The 20,294-nt window shown below is 61.8% G+C and carries 14 protein-coding genes and 1 other RNA gene; 8 read left to right on the forward strand and 7 right to left on the reverse strand.

All coding sequences use genetic code 11. From position 1 onward, the window contains the following. Positions 1-88 precede the first annotated feature (88 nt). Complete coding sequence (pncA, locus tag SJY08_RS05735) at positions 89-715, reverse strand: bifunctional nicotinamidase/pyrazinamidase (RefSeq protein WP_377274975.1); 627 nt, start codon at positions 713-715, stop codon at positions 89-91. 192 nt (positions 716-907) lie between these two features. Here pncA and SJY08_RS05740 point away from each other — a divergent pair, with 192 nt between their 5' ends. From SJY08_RS05740 to SJY08_RS05750, 3 genes are all read left to right on the forward strand, one after another. Continuing rightward, on the forward strand, positions 908-3,247 hold the full coding sequence (locus tag SJY08_RS05740) for a glucose/quinate/shikimate family membrane-bound PQQ-dependent dehydrogenase (RefSeq protein ID WP_377274976.1): 2,340 nt from the start codon (positions 908-910) through the stop codon (positions 3,245-3,247). A 140-nt stretch (positions 3,248-3,387) separates the two neighbouring features. Further along, positions 3,388-3,669 carry a DUF6074 family protein gene (locus SJY08_RS05745; RefSeq protein WP_153762385.1) on the forward strand — a complete coding sequence of 94 codons (282 nt, stop codon included), beginning with the start codon at positions 3,388-3,390 and terminating at the stop codon, positions 3,667-3,669. A 115-nt stretch (positions 3,670-3,784) separates the two neighbouring features. Further along, on the forward strand, positions 3,785-4,384 hold the full coding sequence (locus SJY08_RS05750; RefSeq protein WP_054151712.1) for a thymidine kinase: 600 nt from the start codon (positions 3,785-3,787) through the stop codon (positions 4,382-4,384). Between the two features lie 12 nt (positions 4,385-4,396). On the opposite strand, the gene SJY08_RS05755 is transcribed toward SJY08_RS05750, so the two are convergent. Beyond that, on the reverse strand, positions 4,397-5,179 hold the full coding sequence (locus SJY08_RS05755; protein ID WP_069041144.1) for a glycosyltransferase family 25 protein: 783 nt from the start codon (positions 5,177-5,179) through the stop codon (positions 4,397-4,399). Positions 5,180-5,255: 76 nt separating this feature from the next. Continuing rightward, positions 5,256-7,733 carry an ATP-dependent helicase gene (locus SJY08_RS05760; RefSeq protein ID WP_377274977.1) on the reverse strand — a complete coding sequence of 826 codons (2,478 nt, stop codon included), beginning with the start codon at positions 7,731-7,733 and terminating at the stop codon, positions 5,256-5,258. Between the two features lie 307 nt (positions 7,734-8,040). Between SJY08_RS05760 and SJY08_RS05765 the strand changes: the two genes are divergently transcribed. From SJY08_RS05765 to SJY08_RS05780, 4 genes are all read left to right on the forward strand, one after another. After that, positions 8,041-9,252, forward strand: a complete 1,212-nt coding sequence (locus tag SJY08_RS05765; RefSeq protein ID WP_377274978.1) for an efflux RND transporter periplasmic adaptor subunit — start codon at positions 8,041-8,043, stop codon at positions 9,250-9,252. Further along, a complete protein-coding gene (locus SJY08_RS05770) occupies positions 9,249-12,398 on the forward strand; it encodes an efflux RND transporter permease subunit (protein WP_377274979.1) in 3,150 nt (1,049 codons plus the stop codon). The genes SJY08_RS05765 and SJY08_RS05770 overlap by 4 nt, the downstream gene beginning before the upstream one ends. A gap of 117 nt (positions 12,399-12,515) precedes the next feature. Continuing rightward, a complete protein-coding gene (locus SJY08_RS05775) occupies positions 12,516-13,925 on the forward strand; it encodes an FAD-binding oxidoreductase (protein WP_377274980.1) in 1,410 nt (469 codons plus the stop codon). A gap of 73 nt (positions 13,926-13,998) precedes the next feature. After that, on the forward strand, positions 13,999-17,727 hold the full coding sequence (locus SJY08_RS05780) for an AsmA-like C-terminal region-containing protein (RefSeq protein ID WP_377274981.1): 3,729 nt from the start codon (positions 13,999-14,001) through the stop codon (positions 17,725-17,727). On the opposite strand, the gene SJY08_RS05785 is transcribed toward SJY08_RS05780, so the two are convergent. The 4 genes from SJY08_RS05785 to ssrA all read right to left on the reverse strand — a co-directional run bounded on the left by SJY08_RS05785 (position 17,720) and on the right by ssrA (position 19,367). Next, positions 17,720-17,998, reverse strand: a complete 279-nt coding sequence (locus SJY08_RS05785) for a ribbon-helix-helix domain-containing protein (RefSeq protein WP_377278485.1) — start codon at positions 17,996-17,998, stop codon at positions 17,720-17,722. The two genes, SJY08_RS05780 and SJY08_RS05785, sit on opposite strands and share 8 nt — an antisense overlap. 62 nt (positions 17,999-18,060) lie before the next feature. Then, the gene (locus SJY08_RS05790) at positions 18,061-18,249 is read right to left on the reverse strand and encodes a DUF4169 family protein (protein WP_054151719.1); all 189 of its coding nucleotides are present in this window, start codon (positions 18,247-18,249) and stop codon (positions 18,061-18,063) included. Positions 18,250-18,302: 53 nt separating this feature from the next. Further along, positions 18,303-18,806, reverse strand: a complete 504-nt coding sequence (locus SJY08_RS05795; protein ID WP_069041150.1) for an SspB family protein — start codon at positions 18,804-18,806, stop codon at positions 18,303-18,305. Between the two features lie 184 nt (positions 18,807-18,990). Beyond that, positions 18,991-19,367, reverse strand: a transfer-messenger RNA (tmRNA) gene (ssrA, locus tag SJY08_RS05800). Between the two features lie 117 nt (positions 19,368-19,484). On the opposite strand from ssrA, the gene SJY08_RS05805 reads away from it, so the two are divergent. Continuing rightward, a complete protein-coding gene (locus SJY08_RS05805) occupies positions 19,485-20,279 on the forward strand; it encodes a thymidylate synthase (RefSeq protein WP_377274983.1) in 795 nt (264 codons plus the stop codon). Positions 20,280-20,294 lie beyond the last annotated feature (15 nt).

Below are 20,294 nucleotides of genomic sequence, written 5' to 3' on the forward strand. Positions count from 1 at the left end.
ACCGGCGTCCTCCCTGTCTTCTCACTGGCTCGGCTCTAGCGCTTGCCGTCAAAAAAGGCAATCGCACGAATCCTTTGCAGAAACTTCCTCAGAAACCGATTCGGCTGCTGTTGATGATCTCGACGTCCGCCTCGCGCATGGCCTCGATTGCGTCCTCCACGCCCCTCGCATCGATACCACGGCAACCATCGGCGATCAGGCGGACCTTGACGCCCGGCAGCATGTCCACGGCATCGAGAGCTGAAAACTTCACGCAGTAGTCTGTGGCCAGTCCCATGACGTGGAGTTCGGTCACAGCCTTCGCCTTCAACCAGTCGGCCAGACCGGTGAGTGCGGCTTTGTCATTGTCGCGGAAGGCGGAATAACTGTCCACGGCGGGGTTCTCGCCCTTGCGCTGGACGAAATCGATGCGGTCTGTGTCTAGATCGGGGTGAAAGTCCGCGTCCTGCGTGCCCTGCACGCAATGGTCCGGCCACATCACCTGCGGCTGCCCGGAGAGTTCGCCCATGTCGAAGGGCTTCTTGCCCGGATGCTGGGAAGCGAAGCTGCCGTGGTTTGCAGGGTGCCAATCCTGCGAGGCAACGACCAGATCATAAGTGCCGTTTGCCATCAGGCGGTTTGCCACGGACACGACTGCGTCGCCGTCTTCAACCGGCAGATTGCCGCCCGGGCAAAAACCGTTCTGGATGTCGATAAGCAGCAGGGCCTTGGTCATGATCGCACTCCCATTCTTGTGCGGCGCAAGATGGCAATCGATAGCGGCGGGATCAAGAGCATTCCACGGTTTCCGGAGAGGTTTCAGAAAATGGAACAATCACGCTTTTGCCACGTTCGGCCTTGGTGATTGTTGTCTTTACCTCAAAAGGTCAGGGCCAATTTTCCATCTCGCATTACGATTGGAACCGGTATGTTTCTCACTATCACCGCTGTCATATTCGGCGTGCTGGGCCTGGTGCTCGGCATCGGTGGCGCACAGCTCTTGCTGCTCGGCGGCAGCCCTTATTTCCTGATCGCCGGCCTTGTTTTTCTCGGGACGGCCTTGCTGCTTGTCTTGCGCAGGGTCGAGGCTCTCTGGCTTTACGGCCTTTTCATTCTTGGCAGCCTCGTCTGGGCGCTGTCCGAAGTCGGGCTCGACTGGTGGCAGCTTGGACCGAGAGGTGGACTGATCGTCGTTCTCGGCCTCTGGCTGATGCTTCCGGCGGTTCGCCGGCAATTGGGGCCGGCCCATCGCCGTGGCCGTGTGGCGGCGGGTCTCCTGCCGGTCGCCGTGCCCGTGCTGATTGCGACGGTGGTCGCTGTCATTTCGCTGTTTACCAACTCGTATGACCGCGATGGTCGGCTTCCGACCGAACAGGTGGCGGCAGCGCCGGCGCTTGGTGGTGACGTGCCCGACGCTGACTGGCACCAGTATGGTCGCACACCCTACGGGCAGCGCTATTCGCCGCTGACCCAGATCGATACCGAAAACGTTCAGGATCTGAAGATCGCGTGGACCTATCAGACGGGTGACGTCAAGCTGCCGGAGGATGTTGGCGAGACGACCTATCAGGTCACTCCGCTCAAGGTCGACGATACGCTCTACCTCTGCACGCCGCACAATTGGGCGATCGCAGTGGATGCCGAGACTGGGCAGGAAAAGTGGAAGTTCGATCCGAATGCCGGCCTCGAACCCGACCGCCAGCACCAGACCTGCCGCGGTGTCACCTACTACCGCGATCCGACAGCCGTTGAAGGCACTGTTTGTGCCGAACGCGTTTACCTGCCGACCTCGGACGCGCGTCTGATCGCGCTTGATGCCGGAACCGGCTCCATCTGCGAGAATTTCGCCAATGGCGGCACGCTGCGTCTCGAGCAGAACATGCCCTACAATCCGGCCGGTTACTACTACTCGACGTCGCCGCCGGTCATCGCTGCTGGCAAGATCATCATTGGGGGTGCCGTCAACGATAACTACTCGACGCAGTCGCCGTCCGGCGTGATCCGTGCCTTCGATGTCAACACGGGCGAACTGGTCTGGAACTGGGACAGCGGCAACCCGACGGAAACTGCTCCGATCGGCCCCGACGAGGCCTACACGCCGAATTCTCCGAATAGCTGGTCGATCTTCTCGGTCGATGAAGCACTCGGCCTCGTCTATATCCCGCTGGGCAATCAGGTTCCTGACCAGCTCGGTATGGGGCGTAGCGAAAGCGTCGAGAAATACTCGTCTTCGATCGTCGCGCTCGACGTCAATACCGGACAGGATCGCTGGGTGCGGCAGACCGTGCATCACGATCTCTGGGACATGGACGTGCCGGCACAGCCCGTGCTTCTGGATTTGACGAATGCCGAGGGTGCGGTGACACCCGCGCTGATTGGCCCAACGAAGCAGGGTGACATCTATGTGCTGGACCGCCGGACGGGCGAGCCGATCATTCCGGTGCGCGAGATCCCTGCACCGGGTGGTGCGATCCCCGAAGACTTCACAGCGCCGACCCAACCGATCTCGGATCTGACCTTCCGTCCGCCGACACTCACTGAAAGCAACATGTGGGGCCTGACGATCATCGACCAGATGATGTGCCGCATCCAGTTTCATCAGCTGAAATACGAGGGTCAGTACACGCCGCCTTCGCTGGAAGGGACACTCGTCTATCCCGGCAATTTCGGCACCTTCAACTGGGGTTCGGTCGCCGTCGATCCGGAGCGCCAGGTGATGTTCGGCATGCCGACCTATCTCGCCTTTACATCGAAGCTGGTTCCGCGTTCCGACATTCCGCCGAAGGAAGAAGGCGCAACAGGGTCCGAGCAGGGACTGAATCGCAACGAGGGCGCACCTTACGGCGTCGTCATGGGGCCGTTCCTGTCGCCGCTCGGCATTCCATGCCAGGCGCCGCCGTGGGGCACCATTGCCGGCGTCGACTTGCGGTCGGGCGATATCGCCTATCAGAAGCGCAATGGTACGATTTACGACATGACGCCGCTGCCGCTGCCCTTTAAGGTCGGGGTGCCCGGTATTGGTGGTCCGATGATCACCAAGGGCGGCGTGGTGTTCCTCGGTGCAGCCGTCGACAACTACCTGCGTGCCTATGACCTGACGACCGGCGAGCAGCTTTGGGAGATCCGCCTGCCAGCTGGTGGCCAGGCGACCCCGATGACCTATGCGCTCGACAACGGCAAGCAGTATGTCGTGATGGTCGCTGGTGGTCATGGCTCGGTGGGCACGGATCCGGGCGACTATATCATCGCCTACACGCTGCCCGATTGACCATGGTTCAATAGCATTGAACCCGCTCGCGATCGCGGGCGGGTTCACTTTCGGCACACTTCAGCGTGTCTGGCCTTGCTGCGAAACGGAACGTTAACCATGTGATTCTACACACATGTCGTAACGTGAGGATGTTTCGCATGAGTAGCCAAGCCATGAACGGCCAGTCCAACCCGACGACAATCGCCTTCTTTCCGCTCGCGAGCCGCCGGGATCTGGTGCGCCGTTCCGCGATCGAACTCGACCGCCTGAATGGCTATGCCGCGACGGAATTCTGGAAGACGACATGCCGCCGGCTCGGCAGCGAACTTCTCGAACTCGGTTGCCCGGAAGACGAGATGCGGGCCGAAATCATGGACTTCCAGGCGGCCGTCCAGGTCGAACTGATGTGGCTGCATCGCGAGGAAGCCGCGCAGGGCTGAGTGGCCCGAGGTCAGGCGCGATACTTCCTGTTGGCAACGCTGGCCGGTGCTTGTCCGCCATCTCATCTCTCCGGTATGACGGCGCCAGCATCACTCCAGTTCGAGCAGCGCAGCCTTGGCCAAACTTCATTTCATCTATGCCACCATGAATGCTGGCAAATCGACGCTTCTTTTGCAGGCTGCGTACAACTACCGCGAACGCGGCATGCGGGTGGCGATGCTGATCAGCGCGCTGGACAATCGCGCGGGCAAGGGCTTCATCGGGTCGCGGATCGGGTTAAAGGCCGAGGCCGATGCCTTTGGTCAGGAAGAAGATCTCTTCGCCGCAATCAAGGCCGATCACGAGACTTCACCGCTCTCCTGCGTCTTCATCGACGAGGCACAGTTCATGACGACGGATCAGGTCTGGCAGCTTGCGCGGGTCGTCGATGTGCTCGACCTCCCGGTCATGGCCTATGGTCTCAGAACGGATTTCCGCGGTGAACTTTTCCCCGGGTCCAAGGCGCTGCTCGCGATTGCCGACGAACTCACCGAGGCCCGTTCCATCTGCCATTGCGGCCGCAAGGCGACCATGGTCGTTCGCGTCGGCGAAGACGGCAAGGCACAGCGGGACGGTGCGCAGGTGCTGATCGGTGGAAACGAGACCTACACCTCTCTCTGCCGCCGTCATTGGCAATTGGCCTTCGCCGCGGAAGAAGTTACCGCCAGCAAGTGAGCATTTGCAGCGTCAGCCGTTCCGGTTGACCAGCTTCTGCCAGAGCAGCAGTCCGCCGCGCGCCAGAACCCGGCTCAGCTCCAGATAGGCCCGGTAGGGCAGAACCGTGAGATAACGCCAGCGCGGCAGCTTGTGGGCGTTTATATTGCCCTGGATCTGCGATTCGAAATCGGAATCCTGGCTCGCCACCAATGGGCTGACGAAGGCGCCCTTCAGACCTGATAGATATTCGAGATCGAAGGCGATGTCATACGCAAGGCGCATCGGCACCAGTTTCTCCGCAATCCAGCGGGCGGCCTTGCGGTTGATCATGTAGGCGCCCGAGCCCTTCTCACGGGTGAGGGCAATTGCCAGCGAGCGACGGTCCGTCAGCTTGCGATAGGGGAATTTCCGGCCGCTGCTGACTGTGGTGAGGCGCAAAATGTCCCAGGCGTCGGCATTCTTCGCTGCAGCATCGATCGTTTCGAGAAAGTCCGGCTCGAATGTCACGTCGTCTTCGAGGATGAGGCAAAGATCCGCGTCGGAGGCGAGAAAGCGGCGTGCGCAATCGACATGGCTCAGATAGCAGCCGACCTCGCCGTGTTTCAGGCGACGGCCATGCAGCAGCTTGTAGGAGAGTTCGGAGAATTCCGGAATCGGGAAGTTGAGGTTGCGCCCGATCACCGCCGGGACACGCTCCGCGACGATGCCCGCGGCAGCCGTCTCGCGGTTCATCACCTCCATGCGATCTTCCGCGCCGTCCATGTTGATCAGGTAGACGGCGAGGTTCAGGCGGCTTTCCGGAAGGACTTGCAAAGCTGTCTCCAATGACAGGGTCGAACAGACTGCCTTCTGCGCAATCCGCACGAAAGCGTCAATAGTGCCTGTCGTCTCAGGCCTTCTCGACGAAACCGTCGAGCACGCGCTTCTGGCCGGCGCGGTCGAAATCTATGGTCAGCTTGTTGCCTTCGATGGCCGAAATATTGCCGTTGCCGAACTTCATATGAAAAACGCGGTCGCCCACGGAAAAGCGTGACGGTTCCGATGTCGTGGACTTGGCGACGAGCTCGCCATCGATCGTCTTTGCGCGTGGTCCGCTTTCGCCGTAGCCGATGCGCTCAACCGCATGGCCGGAGCGGTTGCCCCAGTTGTCGCGTGTGGCGTCGGTCTTGTTGGCTTGGGCGCGCTTCCAGCCTGGCGTCGAATAGCTGTTCTGGAAGGGCTCCTGCTTGTCGAAGCGGGACTGGCCATAGGGGTTGCGGCCATAGCCGCCATAGGAGGTCTCGGCTTCGGCGACCTCGACATGGGCGGGCGGCAGCTCTTCTAGGAAGCGCGAGGGCAGGGTGGATTGCCAGAGGCCGTGAATGCGGCGGTTCGAGACAAACCAGATGTGGCAACGGCGCTTGGCGCGAGTGATGCCGACATAAGCGAGCCGGCGCTCTTCCTCGAGGCCTGAGCGTCCGCCTTCGTCGAGGGCGCGCTGATGGGGAAACAAGCCTTCTTCCCAGCCGGGCAAGAAGACGGTCTCGAATTCCAGGCCCTTGGCCGAATGCAGCGTCATGATCGACACGGCGTCGAGGTTCTCGTTGGTCTCGGCATCCATGACCAGCGAAACATGTTCGAGGAAGCCGCGCAGGCTCTCGAAGGCTTCCATCGAGCGGATGAGTTCCTTCAGGTTTTCCAGACGTCCCGGCGCTTCCGCCGACTTGTCGTTCTGCCACATGGCCGTATAGCCGCTCTCGTCGAGGATCTGCTCGGCAAGTTCGGTATGCGGCGTGTTTTCGAGCAGGGTCTGCCAGCGGCGGAAATCGGTGACGACGTCGAAGAGCGCCTTGCGGGCCTTTGGCTTCAGCTCGTCGGTTTCGATGATGTCGGCCGCTGCCGCGAGCATCGGGATGTCGCGGGCGCGGGCATAGTCGTGCAGATTGCGGACCGTGGTGTCGCCGAGACCGCGCTTCGGCGTATTGACGATGCGCTCGAAGGCGAGGTCGTCGGCCGGCTGGCAGACAAGCCGAAAATAAGCCATCGCGTCGCGGATTTCGAGGCGCTCGTAAAAGCGCGGGCCGCCGATGACGCGGTAGTTGAGACCCAGCGTGACGAAGCGATCTTCGAATTCGCGCATCTGGAAGGAGGCGCGGACCAGGATCGCCATGTTGTTCAGCGGGTGCTGGTTACGCTGCAGCTGTTCGATCTCTTCACCGACGGCGCGGGCTTCCTCTTCAGAATCCCAGGCGGCATGGACGACGACCTTGTCGTCGTTGGGATCGACGCGGTCAGTAAAGAGGGTCTTGCCGAGGCGGCCCTCATTGTGCGCGATCAGAAAACCGGCGGCACCGAGGATATGCTCGGTCGAACGGTAGTTTCGCTCGAGCTTGATGACCTTGGCGCCGGGGAAATCCTTCTCGAAGCGGAGGATGTTGTCGACTTCGGCGCCGCGCCAGCCATAGATCGACTGGTCGTCATCACCGACGCAGCAGACGTTCTGCGGCACGCCCGGCGGCCGCTGGGCGAGCAACCTGAGCCACATATACTGGGCGGTGTTGGTGTCCTGATACTCGTCGACCAGCACGTATTTGAAGCGCTGGTGGTATTCCTTCAGGACATCAGGGTTCGCCTTGAACATGCGGATCGGATGCAGGAGCAGGTCGCCGAAATCGCAGGCATTCAGGGTCTTCAGACGGTTCTGATAGGCGATATAGAGCTCGCGGCCCTTGCCGTTGGCGAAGGCGCGGGCGTCGCCCTCGGGAATCTGGCTTGGGTCGAGACCCTTGTTCTTCCAGCCGTCGATCATCTGGGCAAATTGCTTGGCCGGCCAACGCTTGTCGTCCAAACCTTCAGCCTGGATGATCTGCTTGATCAGACGCACGACATCATCGGTATCCAGGATGGTGAAGTCGGAGCGTAGGTCAACCAGTTCAGCGTGGCGGCGCAAGAGCTTGACGCCGATCGAGTGGAAGGTGCCGAGCCAGGGCATGCCTTCGACGGCGCCGCCGACAAGATGGCCGATACGCTCCTTCATCTCGCGGGCAGCCTTGTTGGTGAAGGTCACCGCCAGGATCTGGCTCGGGAAGGCCTTGCCGGTTGCCAGGATATGGGCAATGCGGGTGGTGAGCACGCGGGTCTTGCCGGTGCCGGCGCCTGCGAGCACGAGTACCGGACCATCGACGGTTTCGACGGCTTCACGCTGTTCCGGGTTCAGGCCGGAGAGATAATCGGGCGCACGAGCTTGATCACGGGCAGCCATAGCGCGGGCCGCAATGCCAAGCCCACCGGCAGCAGGAGCGCCAGAAGTGGGGGCAGGGGACGCGGCAGGCTTGCGCGGTGCGGGTTCTTCGTCGAAGAAGGGAATGTCGTCGAAACCGTTACTCATGCGGCTCAATGTAGTGATTCGGGTCGGAAAGGCCAGTGACGGCGTTCTGGTTTTATTCCTTGCGCCGTGTTGCTCACGGATTTCGGCAGGCTTTAGGCTTTAGGCTTTAGGCTTTAGGCTTTAGGCTGTGGGATGTGCTAAGCTCTCGTCCGGACGGTTTCGCCCGGCATGCAGGGGTTGCGGGATCACGGCGGCGTGAAAAGACGCGAGATTACAAATCAGTAAGCTTGACGTTCTGGCATTGCCACTGACTGTTTGCGCCCGATACTTAACCGCTGACATTCCGTTTTACATTTTGGAGCCTTGCATGCCGGTTTGGAAGCAACTCGCCATCAGTTTCGCCGTTCTTTTCGTCGGTCTCTGTTCCCTCGTCTATTTTTCACCCGGAGCGGGGCAGGCGCTCGTTTCAATGGGGGTGCCCGCTTCGGCCGTGGCGCTCGTGTCGGGCACGGCAGAAGGTGAAGGGCAGGGACAGCGGGGCCAGGGGCAGGGCGGGCAGCAGGCGCAGTCCGGTGGACAGGGGCAGGGCCAGGGAAACCGCCGTGGCGGCGGCAATCAGGCCATTCTCGTGGCCACGCAGCCAGTCGCCATGGGTGTCGTCAACGACCGCCTGAGTGCAATCGGCGATGGGGAGGCGATCGAGGCGGTGACTGTCATGCCGCAGGCGTCCGGAACCCTCGACCAGATCCTCGTGTCTTCCGGCCAGAAGGTCAGCAAGGGTGACCTCATCGCCCGGCTCGATCGTGAGGAGCAGGTCATCCTGCGCGATCAGGCGGCCGTTGCGCTTCGCAGTGCGAAGGAGAAGGCCGAATCCTACCGCAATCTCCAGAGCTTCTCGCGGCTCGACGTGCTCGACGCGCAAATTGCCGAAGAACAGGCGCAGCTGCAATTGACCACGGCCGAACTCAATCTGAAGCGCCGCGACATCGTGGCGCCGATCGATGGTGTGATCGGTATCGTTGGCGTCAGTGTCGGCGACAATGTCACGAATACGACAGCCATCGTCTCTCTCGATAATCGCAGCCAGCTGCTGGTCGATTTCTGGGCTCCCGAACGTTTCGTCGCGGCCGTGCGGCCGGGTATGCCGGTCGAAGCCAAGTCCGTCTCGCGTCCAGGCCAGGTTTTCCAAGGCACGGTCGAAGCGGTCGATAGCCGCGTGGATCAGGCGAGCCGCACGATCCGCATTCGCGCCAAGATCGACAATCCCGACGATGTGCTGCGCGCCGGCATGTCGTTTGCTGTTGCGATGCGGTTTCCCGGTGACAGCTATGCGGCCGTAAACCCGCTCGCGGTGCAATGGGACGGTGAGGGCTCCTTCGTCTGGCAAATTGTCGACAACAAGTCCGTGAAGACGCGCGTGACGATCGTGCAGCGCAATTCTGACCAAATCCTCGTCGAAGCACCGCTCAAGGAAGGCGACGTGGTCGCCGTCGAAGGGCTCCAGCGTGTGCGTGAGGGTGGGACCGTCGAAATTGCCGGCGAAACCCGCGCCGATGCCGAGGAGGTTGCTGTTCGATGAGCGCGAGTGAGAACGGTTCCGAACAGTCCGGGCGCAGCTTTACCGCCCTTTTCGTGCGCCGCCCGGTTCTGGCGGCGGTGCTGAATACACTGCTTGTCGTTGCAGGTCTGGCTGCCCTTGCCGGCATCGAAATCCGCGAATTGCCTGACGTCGACCAGCCTGTCATCACGGTCAGCACGGACTATGATGGTGCTTCCGCGCAGACCATGGACCAGGAGGTGACGCGCATCATCGAGGGCGCAGTCGCCCGGGTCAGCGGCCTCAAATCCATGTCGTCGCGCTCCCAGTTCGGCGAGAGCCGTACGACGCTGGAGTTCAGCGACAATGTCGACTTGGCAGTCGCCGCAAACGACGTGCGCGATGCGCTCGGTCGGGTGCGCAACCAGTTGCCCGACGACACGGACGAACCGCGCATCGTCAAGGCGGACGCTGATTCGCAGCCGATCATGCGGCTTGCCGTGACCTCCACCACGCTCTCGATGGAAGACCTGACGCTGCTGGTGGACAACGAGATCTCGGACCGGCTGGCCGCCGTCGAGGGCGTCGCCGACGTCCAGATCTATGGTGATCAGGAAAAGGTTTTCCGCATTGACGTCAATCAGGCGGCACTCGCCAGCCGTGGCTTGAGTGTGGCCAGCCTTGCATCCGCATTGCAGAATTCCTCGCTCGACGTTCCCGCCGGTTCGCTCGAATCACAGACGCAGGACATTGTTGTGCGGGCGACCGCCAGCCTCGCCACGGTCGACGATTTCGAAAATGTCTTGATCGGTGAGCGCGTGCGCTTGCGCGACGTGGCGACAGTGACGCTTGGGCCTGACGATGGTTCGACCTCGCTGCGTTCCAATGGTGTGCAGGGTGTCGGTCTCGGCATTATCCGTCAGGCGCAGTCCAACACGCTGAACATCTCCGCCGGCGTCCATGGTGCCGTCGAGGGCATGGCGAGCGCCCTGCCGGAGGGTACGCGGGTTATCGTCACCAGCGACGATGCGGTCTTCATTCAGGGCGCTCTGCACGAGGTTGAGATCGCGCTCGGGCTCTCCGCCGTAATCGTGCTTGTGGTCCTCTTTCTGTTCCTGCGCGACTGGCGCGCGACGTTGATCCCGGCGCTCACCATGCCCGTCGCTCTGATCGGCACGCTGGCTGCGATCTATATGGTCGGCTTCTCGATCAACATTCTCACACTGCTCGCAATCGTTCTCGCGACCGGCCTCGTCGTGGACGACGCGATCGTCGTTCTCGAAAACATCGTCCGCCGCCGGGCTGAGGGCATGGGGCCGCGCGCGGCTGCAGTGCTCGGAACACAGGAAGTTTTCTTTGCGGTCCTTGCGACCACGGCCACACTCGCCGCAGTCTTCGTGCCTTTGTCCTTCCTGCCGGGCCAGCTCGGTGGTCTCTTCCGCGAATTCGGCTTCGTGCTGGCCTTTGCGGTTCTGCTCTCGTCGGTGACGGCGCTTACCTTGTGTCCGATGATGGCATCGCGCATGCTCAAACGGGAAGCCGATGACGACCGGGGATTGCTCGGTGCGTTCGGCAAGCGCTTTGCCGGCTTCTATGGCCGAACGCTTCGGGCCTGCCTTTCAAATCCGTTGATCGTCTGCGTCGTTGCTGCGGTGTTCTCCGGCGCCGCCTATCTCGCGTTTACGTCAATCCAGAGCGAGATCACGCCCCGCGAAGACCGCTCGGTTGTGCTGATGCGGCTTTCCACCCCGCAGGGGTCGAGCCTTGCCTATACGCGTGATCAGGTGCAGCGGATGGAGGAGAACCTGAAGCCGCTCCGTGACAGCGGGGAGATTGTCAGCATATTCTCGATCTCCGGTCAGGGCTCATCCAACAGCGCCTTCATGGTGATGACGCTGGCACCCTGGTCGGAGCGTGAACGCAGTCAGAACCAGATCGTTCAGGACGTCAACGCCGCCGCCGCTCTGGTGCCCGCGCTGCGTGGCAATGTGTTCCAGACCAACAGCCTCAGAATCCGTGGTGCCGGCAGCGGCCTGCAGATGGCGGTCGTTGGTTCGAACCATGAAACGCTGACGGCATCGGCACTGCAGATCGTCGAGCAATTGCGTGACCGTCCGGAATTCCAGACACCGCGTCTCGACAATGAGCCGACCCAGGCACAGATCTCGGTGACGATCGACCGCGAACGGGCCTCCGATCTCGGCATAGATATCGGCGCCATCGGCACGTCGTTGCAGGCGCTGCTCGAGGGACGTTCGGTCACCGATGTCTTTGTCGATGGTAATTCGATCCCGGTTCGCCTTGTGTCGAGCACGCAGCCGATCAATGACCCGACGGATCTGGAAAACATCTTCCTCACTACATCCGACGGCCGCGTCGTACCGATGTCGACTATTGCCTCGCTCGAGGAAAATGCCGTCTCGCCGACGCTGAACCGAGATCAGCAGCTCGCCTCGGTGTCCTTCTCGGCAGGCCTTGGCGACGGCGTTGCGCTCGGAGATGCTGTCGAGATGGTGACACAGATTGCGCAGCCATTGCTGCCGCCAGGCTCGCGCCTGATCCCGCTGTCCGAAGCGGCGACGCTGGAGGAGAACAGCTATGGCATGGCGCTGACCTTCGGCTTCGCGATCGCGATCATTTTCCTGGTGCTCGCCGCGCAGTTCGAAAGCGTTGTGTCTTCGCTGATCATCATGGCGACGGTGCCGCTCGGGCTTGCCTGTGCCGTCTTTGCGCTTGTTGTCACTGGCTCGACGCTGAACGTCTATAGTCAGATCGGCCTTGTGCTACTCGTTGGCGTCATGGCGAAAAACGGCATCCTGATCGTCGAATTTGCCAACCAGTTGCGTGACAGGGGGCTATCCGTTCGCGAGGCGATCGAAACGGCCTGCACCATCCGTCTTCGTCCCGTGATGATGACGATGATCGCAACCGTGCTCGGTGGCGTGCCGCTGGTGCTGGCGCAGGGCGCCGGTGCGGAGGCGCGCATCGCGCTCGGTTGGGTGATCGTCGGCGGTCTCGGCTTTGCGACCCTCGTGACGCTCTACATCACGCCGGTCGCCTATCTCCTGCTTGCCCGCTTCTCCAAGCCGCATGCCCAGGAAGAGGCGCGCCTGAAGACGGAACTCGAGGATGCCACGCTGAAGATCGCCAATGATCGCGGCGCGCCGCCGAGGGTTGCGGCCGAGTAACAGGAATAGCTTGCCTGTGCGGCTGTCTGACGACTGGACAATCTCCGAGCCCTATCCCATAGCAGGGACGCACCAATTTCCCGGTGCGTCCCAAGGCTATTATTCGGGAGGTCGCGGATGGCCCGCAAGGATGTGATCGACGGCAAACGCAATGAAGAAGGCATCGCTCTGGCCTTGCCGCTCCTCAAGCAGCGTTTCGGGGAGCGCTTCCAGACAGGTCAGTCGTTTCGCGACCAGCACAGCCACACCACCACCTATCTGCCGTCACAACGACCGGATGGGGTCGTCTTCGCCGAAAGCAGCGAGGATGTTCGAGAGGTCGTGCGGATCTGCGCCACGCATCGCGTGCCGGTCGTGCCCTTCGGCACGGGCTCCTCTCTGGAGGGGCAGGTGAACGCACCTTGCGGCGGCATATCGATCGATTTCAGCCGCATGAACCGGATCATCGCGGTCAATGCCGAAGATCTGGACTGCACGGTCGAGCCGGGCGTGACGCGTGAGGATCTCAACACCTATCTGCGCGACACCGGTCTCTTCTTCCCCATCGATCCGGGCGCGAATGCGTCGCTCGGCGGCATGGCTGCAACGCGTGCATCCGGTACCAATGCGGTGCGTTATGGCACGATGAAGGACAATGTGCTGGCGCTGACGGTGGTGACGGCCGATGGTGAGGAGATCCGCACCGCGCAGCGGGCCCGCAAGTCGTCGGCCGGCTATGATCTGACCCGGCTGTTCGTCGGTTCGGAAGGCACGCTCGGGGTGATCACCTCGGTTACGCTCAGGCTCCAAGGCATTCCGGCGAAGATCAGCGGCGGTGTCGTGGCTTTCCCGACGCTCGAAGACGCATGCAATGCCGTGATCATGACGATCCAGATGGGCATCCCCGTGGCGCGCATCGAACTCCTGGACGAGATGCAGATCCGCGCCTGCAACGCTTATTCGAAGCTTTCCTATGCCGAGCGTCCGACCTTGTTCGTCGAGTTCCATGGCACGGAAGAGACCGTGGCGCTCCAGGCAGAACAGTTCGGCGAGATCGCGGCCGAGTTCGGCGGTGGAGAATTTGCCTATACCGCCAATGCGGAAGAGCGGAACCAGCTTTGGAAGGCGCGCCACAATGCCTATTGGGCAAGCCGGGCACTGGCGCCGGAACTTTCGGCCCTGTCGACGGATGTTTGCGTGCCGATTTCGCGTCTCGCGGAATGCGTGGCCGCGACGCAGGCTGATATTCGCGAACATGGCTTTCTGGCCCCGATTGTCGGTCATGCCGGAGATGGCAATTTCCACGTCCTGCTGTTGTTCAACGACAAGGACGCCGCTGATGTCGAGAAGGCCGAAGCCTTTCTGGAGCGGCTGAACGGGCGGGCACTTGCCATGGAAGGCACCTGCACCGGCGAACATGGGGTCGGACAGGGCAAGATCAGCTATCTGGAGCAGGAACTGGCCTCCGCACTGCCGGCGATGCGCGCCGTCAAGGCTGGGCTCGATCCTGACAATATCTTCAATCCCGGCAAGATCTTTCGGCTGTGACTGCAAGAGCTTGCGGGTTGCCCCTGCGGTGAATTGCGTTACCTTCGGGCCGTAATCAAGGGAGTGGCATTCGGTGCTCGGACGCATACTGGTAACGCTTGGCGGCCTGCTCGTGGTTGCGCTTTTTGCAGCGCTGCTTGCGCCGCTGTTCGTCGACTGGACCAATTTCCGCCGTGACTTCGAGGATCAGGCGAGCCAGTTGCTCGGCAAGAAGGTCGTGGTCAATGGTGAGGTTTCGGCACGGCTCTTACCGTTCCCGTCCGTCACCATGGAGGATGTCACTGTCGGGACCGACGTGGACGGTACGCCGCTCGTCAGGATCGCCCGCTTCTCGCTCGATGCGGAACTCGCGCCGTTCCTGTCTGGCGAGGCGCGCATCTTCGACATGCGCATCGAGGAGCCGAAGGCGCGTATCCGGCTTTTGCCTGATGGGACGCTTGACTGGTTGCGCGGCAGCAGACCCAGCATTCCGGCGCGCACGGTCGTTCTGGAGAAGGTCTCCGTCACCGGCGGTAGTGTCGAGTTCATCGATGAGCAGTCGGGGCGAAATCGCATGCTCACCGAGTTGGACGCTGCTCTTTCGGCGCGAACGCTTGCGGGCCCCTGGTCGGTCGAGGGCAGGGCCGTATTGGACGGAGAAGCGGCGCAGTTCGGCCTGACGACCTCGGAAGTCTCAGGCGTTGCCCTGCCGCTTCGCCTGCGGATCGAACCTGAAGCGCGTCCCTTCGACCTGATGCTCGAAGGCGAACTGGCGCTGGAAGAGGGCAAGCCGCAGTATGCCGGAAGCTTCTCGTCCACCTGGAAAGTCGCGACACCGGCCGAGGCCCTGGAGCCGGGGCAGACACCTGTGCCTGCACCGCGGATGCGGGGCGAGTTCAAGCTTGCCAATGACAGCATCACGGTTCCGAGCTACCGCCTTGAACTCGGCGAGGTCGTCGACCCTTATGTGATCTCGGGCGAAGCCAAGCTCGACACCGGTGCCAATCCGGAGTTCCTGCTGACGGCCGAGGGCCAGCAGGTCGACGTCAACAGGCTGGCGGCCGATGGTAGCCGGGCCAAGACCTCGCGCAATGGCAGCGTGTCCGTCCAGCAGCGCCTGGCGCTCTTGCTCGCCAGCGCTGCAGAGATCCCGATCCCCAAGGTTCCTGGCCGTGCCACGCTGCGCCTGCCGGCGATTGTCGCGGGCGATACCGTGTTTCGCGACCTGCAGCTCGACGTCCGCCCCGCAGGCAACGGCTGGGCCGTGGAAAAGGCCGTCGGCCTTTTGCCGGGCCGCACTCAGGTCGAGGCGAGCGGCCGGCTGACGCTCATCGGCACGCCATCTTTCGAAGGTAATCTCCTGATCGCATCGACCCAGCCGTCAGGCCTCGCCACTTGGATTGCGGGGCGCGTCGATCCGTCGATCCGAGGCCTTTCCTCGGCCGGATTTTCGGCCTCGGTCAATCTGACGCCCGAACTGCAACGGTTCGAAAACCTGGAGCTTGCGATCGGCGCGGAGCCTCTGAAGGGAAGGATCGAGCGAGAATCGCCCATCGGTCAAGCGGCGAGCCTCTCCATCGATCTGACGGGAGACGGTCTTGATCTCGATGCGGCTCGGGCGATCGTCGCCCTGGTCGTTGGCGAGGATGCCGAACAGCGGCTGCTCGCCGAACGGGTCGCGACCCGTCTGAAGCTCGGCACCCTGCGCGCGTTCGGTGTCAGCGCGGAAGATGTCGAAGCGATCGCCACATACGAGGCGGGGCAGCTTTCGATCGAGCGGTTCAATCTGGGTAGCGTTGCGGGCAGCGCGATCCGGGTGAGCGGTGCGCTGAGAGAGACAGAGACTACTCCAGTAGGTGAAGCGGAGATCGGTTTCGTCTCTGACGACCCAGGCCCGTTCCTTGCACTGCTGCGGGAACGCCTGCCGGCCAACGCTCTCGTCGATCGCTTGGCCCAGAGCGCGCAATGGTATGCCGACACTGACGTCAAGGGCAGGTTGCAGGTGACGGAGGCGGGTGCCGTGACGCTCGGCCTGACTGGCCGCGTCAACCAGACAGCGCTTGCCGCGACAGCCGAGGCTGACGAGATCTCTGCGTTTTTGGGCGGCGGGCAACGCAGTGTAGAAATCCGGCTGGAGAACGAAGAGGCACAGGTCCTGCTCGGGCAGGCAGGTTTTGATCCGCTGCCATGGACCACCGGTGAAGGTGGTGTCTTGACCTTGACGGTGAATGCCGCAGGTGAAGGCAATGCCGATGCCGTCGTCAGTTTTGCCGGGCCTGTCACCACGCTCGAGGCAACGGCGCAGCTGACGGCTATGGGCACGCCTGGCATGCTGGATGGCAAATGGGATGTGTCGCTTGATAGCCAGGACATCGGCCCCTATCTTATGGCGCTTGGTCTCAGCCTTCCCGACGCGGCAACCGGTCTGCCGCTCAAAGGAGAGACGCAATTCTCGTTTGGCGATGATCAGCTTGCGATCGAACGCATGACGGGCACGATCGGTGGACAAACGGTCGAGGCTGAGGGACAGGTGAACCTGACGGGATCCGTTCCCTCGATTGCCGGCACTGTGAGCCTCGATCAACTCGATCTCGACTGGCTTGCGGCGACCATGATCGGCCCGCTCACGGATCCGGTTGATGGCGCCTTGTCGGAGGCGGCTCTTGGCGTCGTCAGCTTGCCCTTCGATCTCGATCTCGGCCTGACCGTCAAGCAATTCTGGCCCGGTGCGGAAGAGGCCATGACGGATGTGTCCGGAACGCTGCGCAACAAGGCCGGTGAACTAAGCTTCGATGACATCGCTGGTGACTGGCTAGGCGGCAAGGCCAAGGGTCGGTTCTCGGTGGCCAACACCGACGGAAACGGCTTCCTGCAAGCCCGCCTCGATCTCGTGGGGGGCGATGTGCTGAGAACGGTCAATTCACTTCGCATCGGGCGCGGAATGACCGAGGCCGAAACGCCCGCCGGGCGCATGGATGTGACGCTGGTTGCCGAAGGCGCCGGCAAGACGCCGGCTGAGTTGATCGGTACGGCCAGTGGCTCTGGCGAGGCGCGGTTCAACAGCCTCACGCTCGACCGGCTGCAGCTCGACATCATGCCGGCACTGATTGCCGAGGTGGATGCTTTGGGAACGGAGATCAGTGAGGACAAGGTTCGGGATATCACCGATCGTCTGATCGAGGATGGCCGAACGGAACTGAGGGGATTGGTCCTGCCCTTTGCCTTGTCAGACGGTACGCTGCGCATTCAGGCGGCGAGCCACCAGGCGGATGCGGCCAAGCTCGGCGGTGCGCTCAGGCTCGATCTGCGATCCGGCCTGCTCGACGGGGAAATCAGTGTCGCCCTGAACGCCGGAGAGGCCGCCATGGAGGGGGGAGAGCCGAATTTCCGGCTTCTCTTCCAGGGTGACGCGCTCTCGCTCAGTCAGTCACTTGACGTTACGGAACTTACCAATTTTGTCTCTCTGCGCGCCTTCGAGGCCGAGCGGCGGAGGGTTGAGGCGCTGCAGGCAAGCGTTCTCGAAAAACAGAGGCTGAGGCGTGAGGCGGCACTTGCGCGGTCGCGTGCCGAAGAGCGGGCGCGGGCAGAAGCGGAACGCCTGCGGCTGGAGGAGGAAGCGCGGCTCAAGGCGGAAGCGGAAGCACAGGCTGCGCAAGAGGCCGAAGCAGCTGCTCAACCTGAGGCGCCGGCGGCCACACCGGTGGAGCCCCTGACGACGGACACGGTGCCCGTTGCGCCAGTTCTCCCGGTGGCACCGGAAGAGCGCGTGATCCGTCAGCCCTTGCCAGAGATGCGGTTCGAGGGACTGCCTGGGGTCAACTGACCGGATTGCGTTGGAAGTTCGCCTCTGCCGGTCGTTCCAAGACCTTCTCCTCCGCCTCCTCAACCGCCTGCTTGAACTCTCGCAACACGAACAGGCGGAGGGCAGAAGAGAGGTTCGAGTTGAGCGGCCGGCTTTCGTCGATTTCGGCGATCAGGGCAGCAAAGCTCAAACCGCGTTTCCTGGCGATGGTCTTCAACTCGTCGAGGAAGGGATCTTCGACCGAAAAACTGGTGCGGTGTCCGTGCAGGGTGATCGAGCGTTTGCGGATCATGGCGGTCACCGTCTGGATGTTCGAGGTATGGCCGTCCCGATGCGCCCAGGCATCTTTTCGGATCAATCCTGCTCGGGCTTCTCGATCCGCCCCTGTTCGTGCTGCCGGGCTGCCTTGTCGTTGCGTGCCTTGGTCAGCGATTTTTCCGCTTTGGTTCTGCCATGGCTTATGCGGTTCTGTTCGGCCACGCTCTCGCGCTCGTCGCGGGCTTTCGCCTTGCGGAACTGACGGAGATTGACGATGTCGGCCATGGTCTCAACTCCACGGAAAAGGCCGGGCAGGGGCCCGGCCGTTCGTCATGTCTTCACTGCTTCTTGCGGAAAGCGTCGAGCGAAACGACGGAGCCTTCCTTCTTTTCTTCCGTCTTTCCGGCTTCCGTCTCTTCCGTCTTGGCGACGGCTTCCAGCGGGTAGGCGGTGATCTCGGCCTCGCCTTCCTCCTCGTCCGCCAGCGGCACGTCGAATTCGAGTTCGAAGTTCACGGAGGGGTCGTAGAATCCACGGATGGCGTTGAAGGGCACCACGAGCTTTTCCGGTGTATCGGAGAAAGAGAGGCCGATCTCGAAGAGGCTGTCGGTTACCTTCAGGTCCCAGAACTGGTGCTGGACAACGATCGTCATCTGCTCGGCATATTTCGCCTTCAGATGCTGCGAGATCCGCACGCCCGGCGCGCCGGTCAGGAAGGTGATGAAGAAGTGATGGTCACCCGGCAGGCGCCCCGTCGCGGCAACCTCGGCCAAGACCTTGCGGATGACGCCACGGAGTGCGTCCTGGGCCAGAATGTCGTAGCGAATATGGTCGTGCCCCATCAGATCCCTGCTTTCGTTATCATGCCGATTTTCAGCGGCTTATGCCACGACGCGGCGGCGCGGAAAAGCCCCGGCGCGTGAAACTGGTTCGCGCAATGTACATCAAATCTCTGCCTGCTGGTAGCAGCGAAATCCGAAGCAAAGTCATGGGGAAAGACTGAGGGTTATTTGTGCGTAGGAGGTAGGTGAAGGCTTCTGTTGCCAGGTGCCTTCGGACCCCGCCTTAAGGGGCTAACCCTAAGGACTTAGAGCGGGTTTCCCGCACCGCCATTAGGCAGCGAGAGCGTAACCCTTAGCGTTGTTGTCGTTTGCAACTACACTTGTGACCCGATAACGGCGGTATCATGCCGAGCAAAAGTTCGATCTTTACGCCCTTGTCGATCCTATTTCGCCCCCATCAAAAGCCGGTCTGAAGAGATATCAGATCCGACCGGTTTTTGGTGGAGGCGCCGGGTACCGCCCCCGGGTCCAATAGGTTTATTACACCGACCGTTTATTGCCATAGCCGGAGCAAGCCCCAGCAAAGGTGATATAGGTGTTTCCGATCCCGATGAAAAGAGGGCGAACGGACCGGAACGCGGATTATGCCGCGCGGACGGGGAAAACCCATGAAACCGCATTGGTTCGGGGCTCCGGCAGCGATAAGATGACATCGTCAACGACTCGATGAATGGACCCATGCACCAGTATCACGACCTTCTGCGCCACGTTCTGGAGACCGGCAGCGATCGCGGTGACCGCACGGGAACCGGCACCCGCTCCGTGTTCGGTTACCAGATGCGCTTTGATCTGGCGGAAGGTTTTCCAGTCATCACGACGAAGCGCCTGCACCTGAAGTCGATCATTCACGAGCTGCTGTGGTTCCTGAAGGGCGATACGAATATCGGCTACCTCAAGGAAAACGGCGTCAGCATCTGGGACGAGTGGGCCGACGAGAATGGCGATCTCGGTCCTGTCTATGGTGCCCAGTGGCGCTCCTGGCCCGATTATGATGGCGGGCATATCGACCAGATGGCCAAGCTCGTCGAGAGCATCAAGACCAACCCGAACTCACGACGCCACATCGTCACGGCCTGGAACCCGGCGCTGGTCGACGAGATGGCATTGCCGCCGTGTCACTGCCTCTTCCAGTTCTACGTGGCCGATGGCCGCCTTTCCTGCCAGCTGTACCAGCGCTCGGCCGACATCTTCCTCGGCGTGCCCTTCAACATCGCGTCTTACGCGCTGCTGACCCTGATGATTGCGCAGGTGACCGGTCTGGAGCCGGGAGACTTTGTCCATACGCTGGGCGACGCCCATCTCTATGCCAATCATTTCGATCAGGCGAAGCTGCAGCTGACGCGCACGCCGAAGGCGCTGCCGGTCATGAAGCTCAATCCCGACGTCAAGGACCTGTTTTCCTTCGCGTATGACGACTTCAACTTGATCGGCTACGAGGCCGATGCAAGCATCAAGGCGCCTATCGCCGTCTGACGGTGTGGTGAAACA

Origin of the sequence: Rhizobium sp. R86522 (assembly GCF_042466255.1) — a bacterium.
In the GTDB taxonomy this organism is placed as follows: Bacteria; Pseudomonadota; Alphaproteobacteria; order Rhizobiales; family Rhizobiaceae; genus Allorhizobium.

Coding starts and splice junctions, on each gene's coding strand:
- pncA (WP_377274975.1), bottom strand. CDS start 715: ATGACCAAGGCCCTGCTGCTTATCGACATCCAGAACGGTTTTTGCCCG.
- SJY08_RS05760 (WP_377274977.1), bottom strand. CDS start 7,733: ATGAGTAACGGTTTCGACGACATTCCCTTCTTCGACGAAGAACCCGCA.
- SJY08_RS05770 (WP_377274979.1), top strand. CDS start 9,249: ATGAGCGCGAGTGAGAACGGTTCCGAACAGTCCGGGCGCAGCTTTACC.
- SJY08_RS05790 (WP_054151719.1), bottom strand. CDS start 18,249: ATGGCCGACATCGTCAATCTCCGTCAGTTCCGCAAGGCGAAAGCCCGC.
- SJY08_RS05765 (WP_377274978.1), top strand. CDS start 8,041: ATGCCGGTTTGGAAGCAACTCGCCATCAGTTTCGCCGTTCTTTTCGTC.
- SJY08_RS05805 (WP_377274983.1), top strand. CDS start 19,485: ATGCACCAGTATCACGACCTTCTGCGCCACGTTCTGGAGACCGGCAGC.
- SJY08_RS05745 (WP_153762385.1), top strand. CDS start 3,388: ATGAGTAGCCAAGCCATGAACGGCCAGTCCAACCCGACGACAATCGCC.
- SJY08_RS05795 (WP_069041150.1), bottom strand. CDS start 18,806: ATGGGGCACGACCATATTCGCTACGACATTCTGGCCCAGGACGCACTC.
- SJY08_RS05775 (WP_377274980.1), top strand. CDS start 12,516: ATGGCCCGCAAGGATGTGATCGACGGCAAACGCAATGAAGAAGGCATC.
- SJY08_RS05785 (WP_377278485.1), bottom strand. CDS start 17,998: ATGATCCGCAAACGCTCGATCACCCTGCACGGACACCGCACCAGTTTT.
- SJY08_RS05740 (WP_377274976.1), top strand. CDS start 908: ATGTTTCTCACTATCACCGCTGTCATATTCGGCGTGCTGGGCCTGGTG.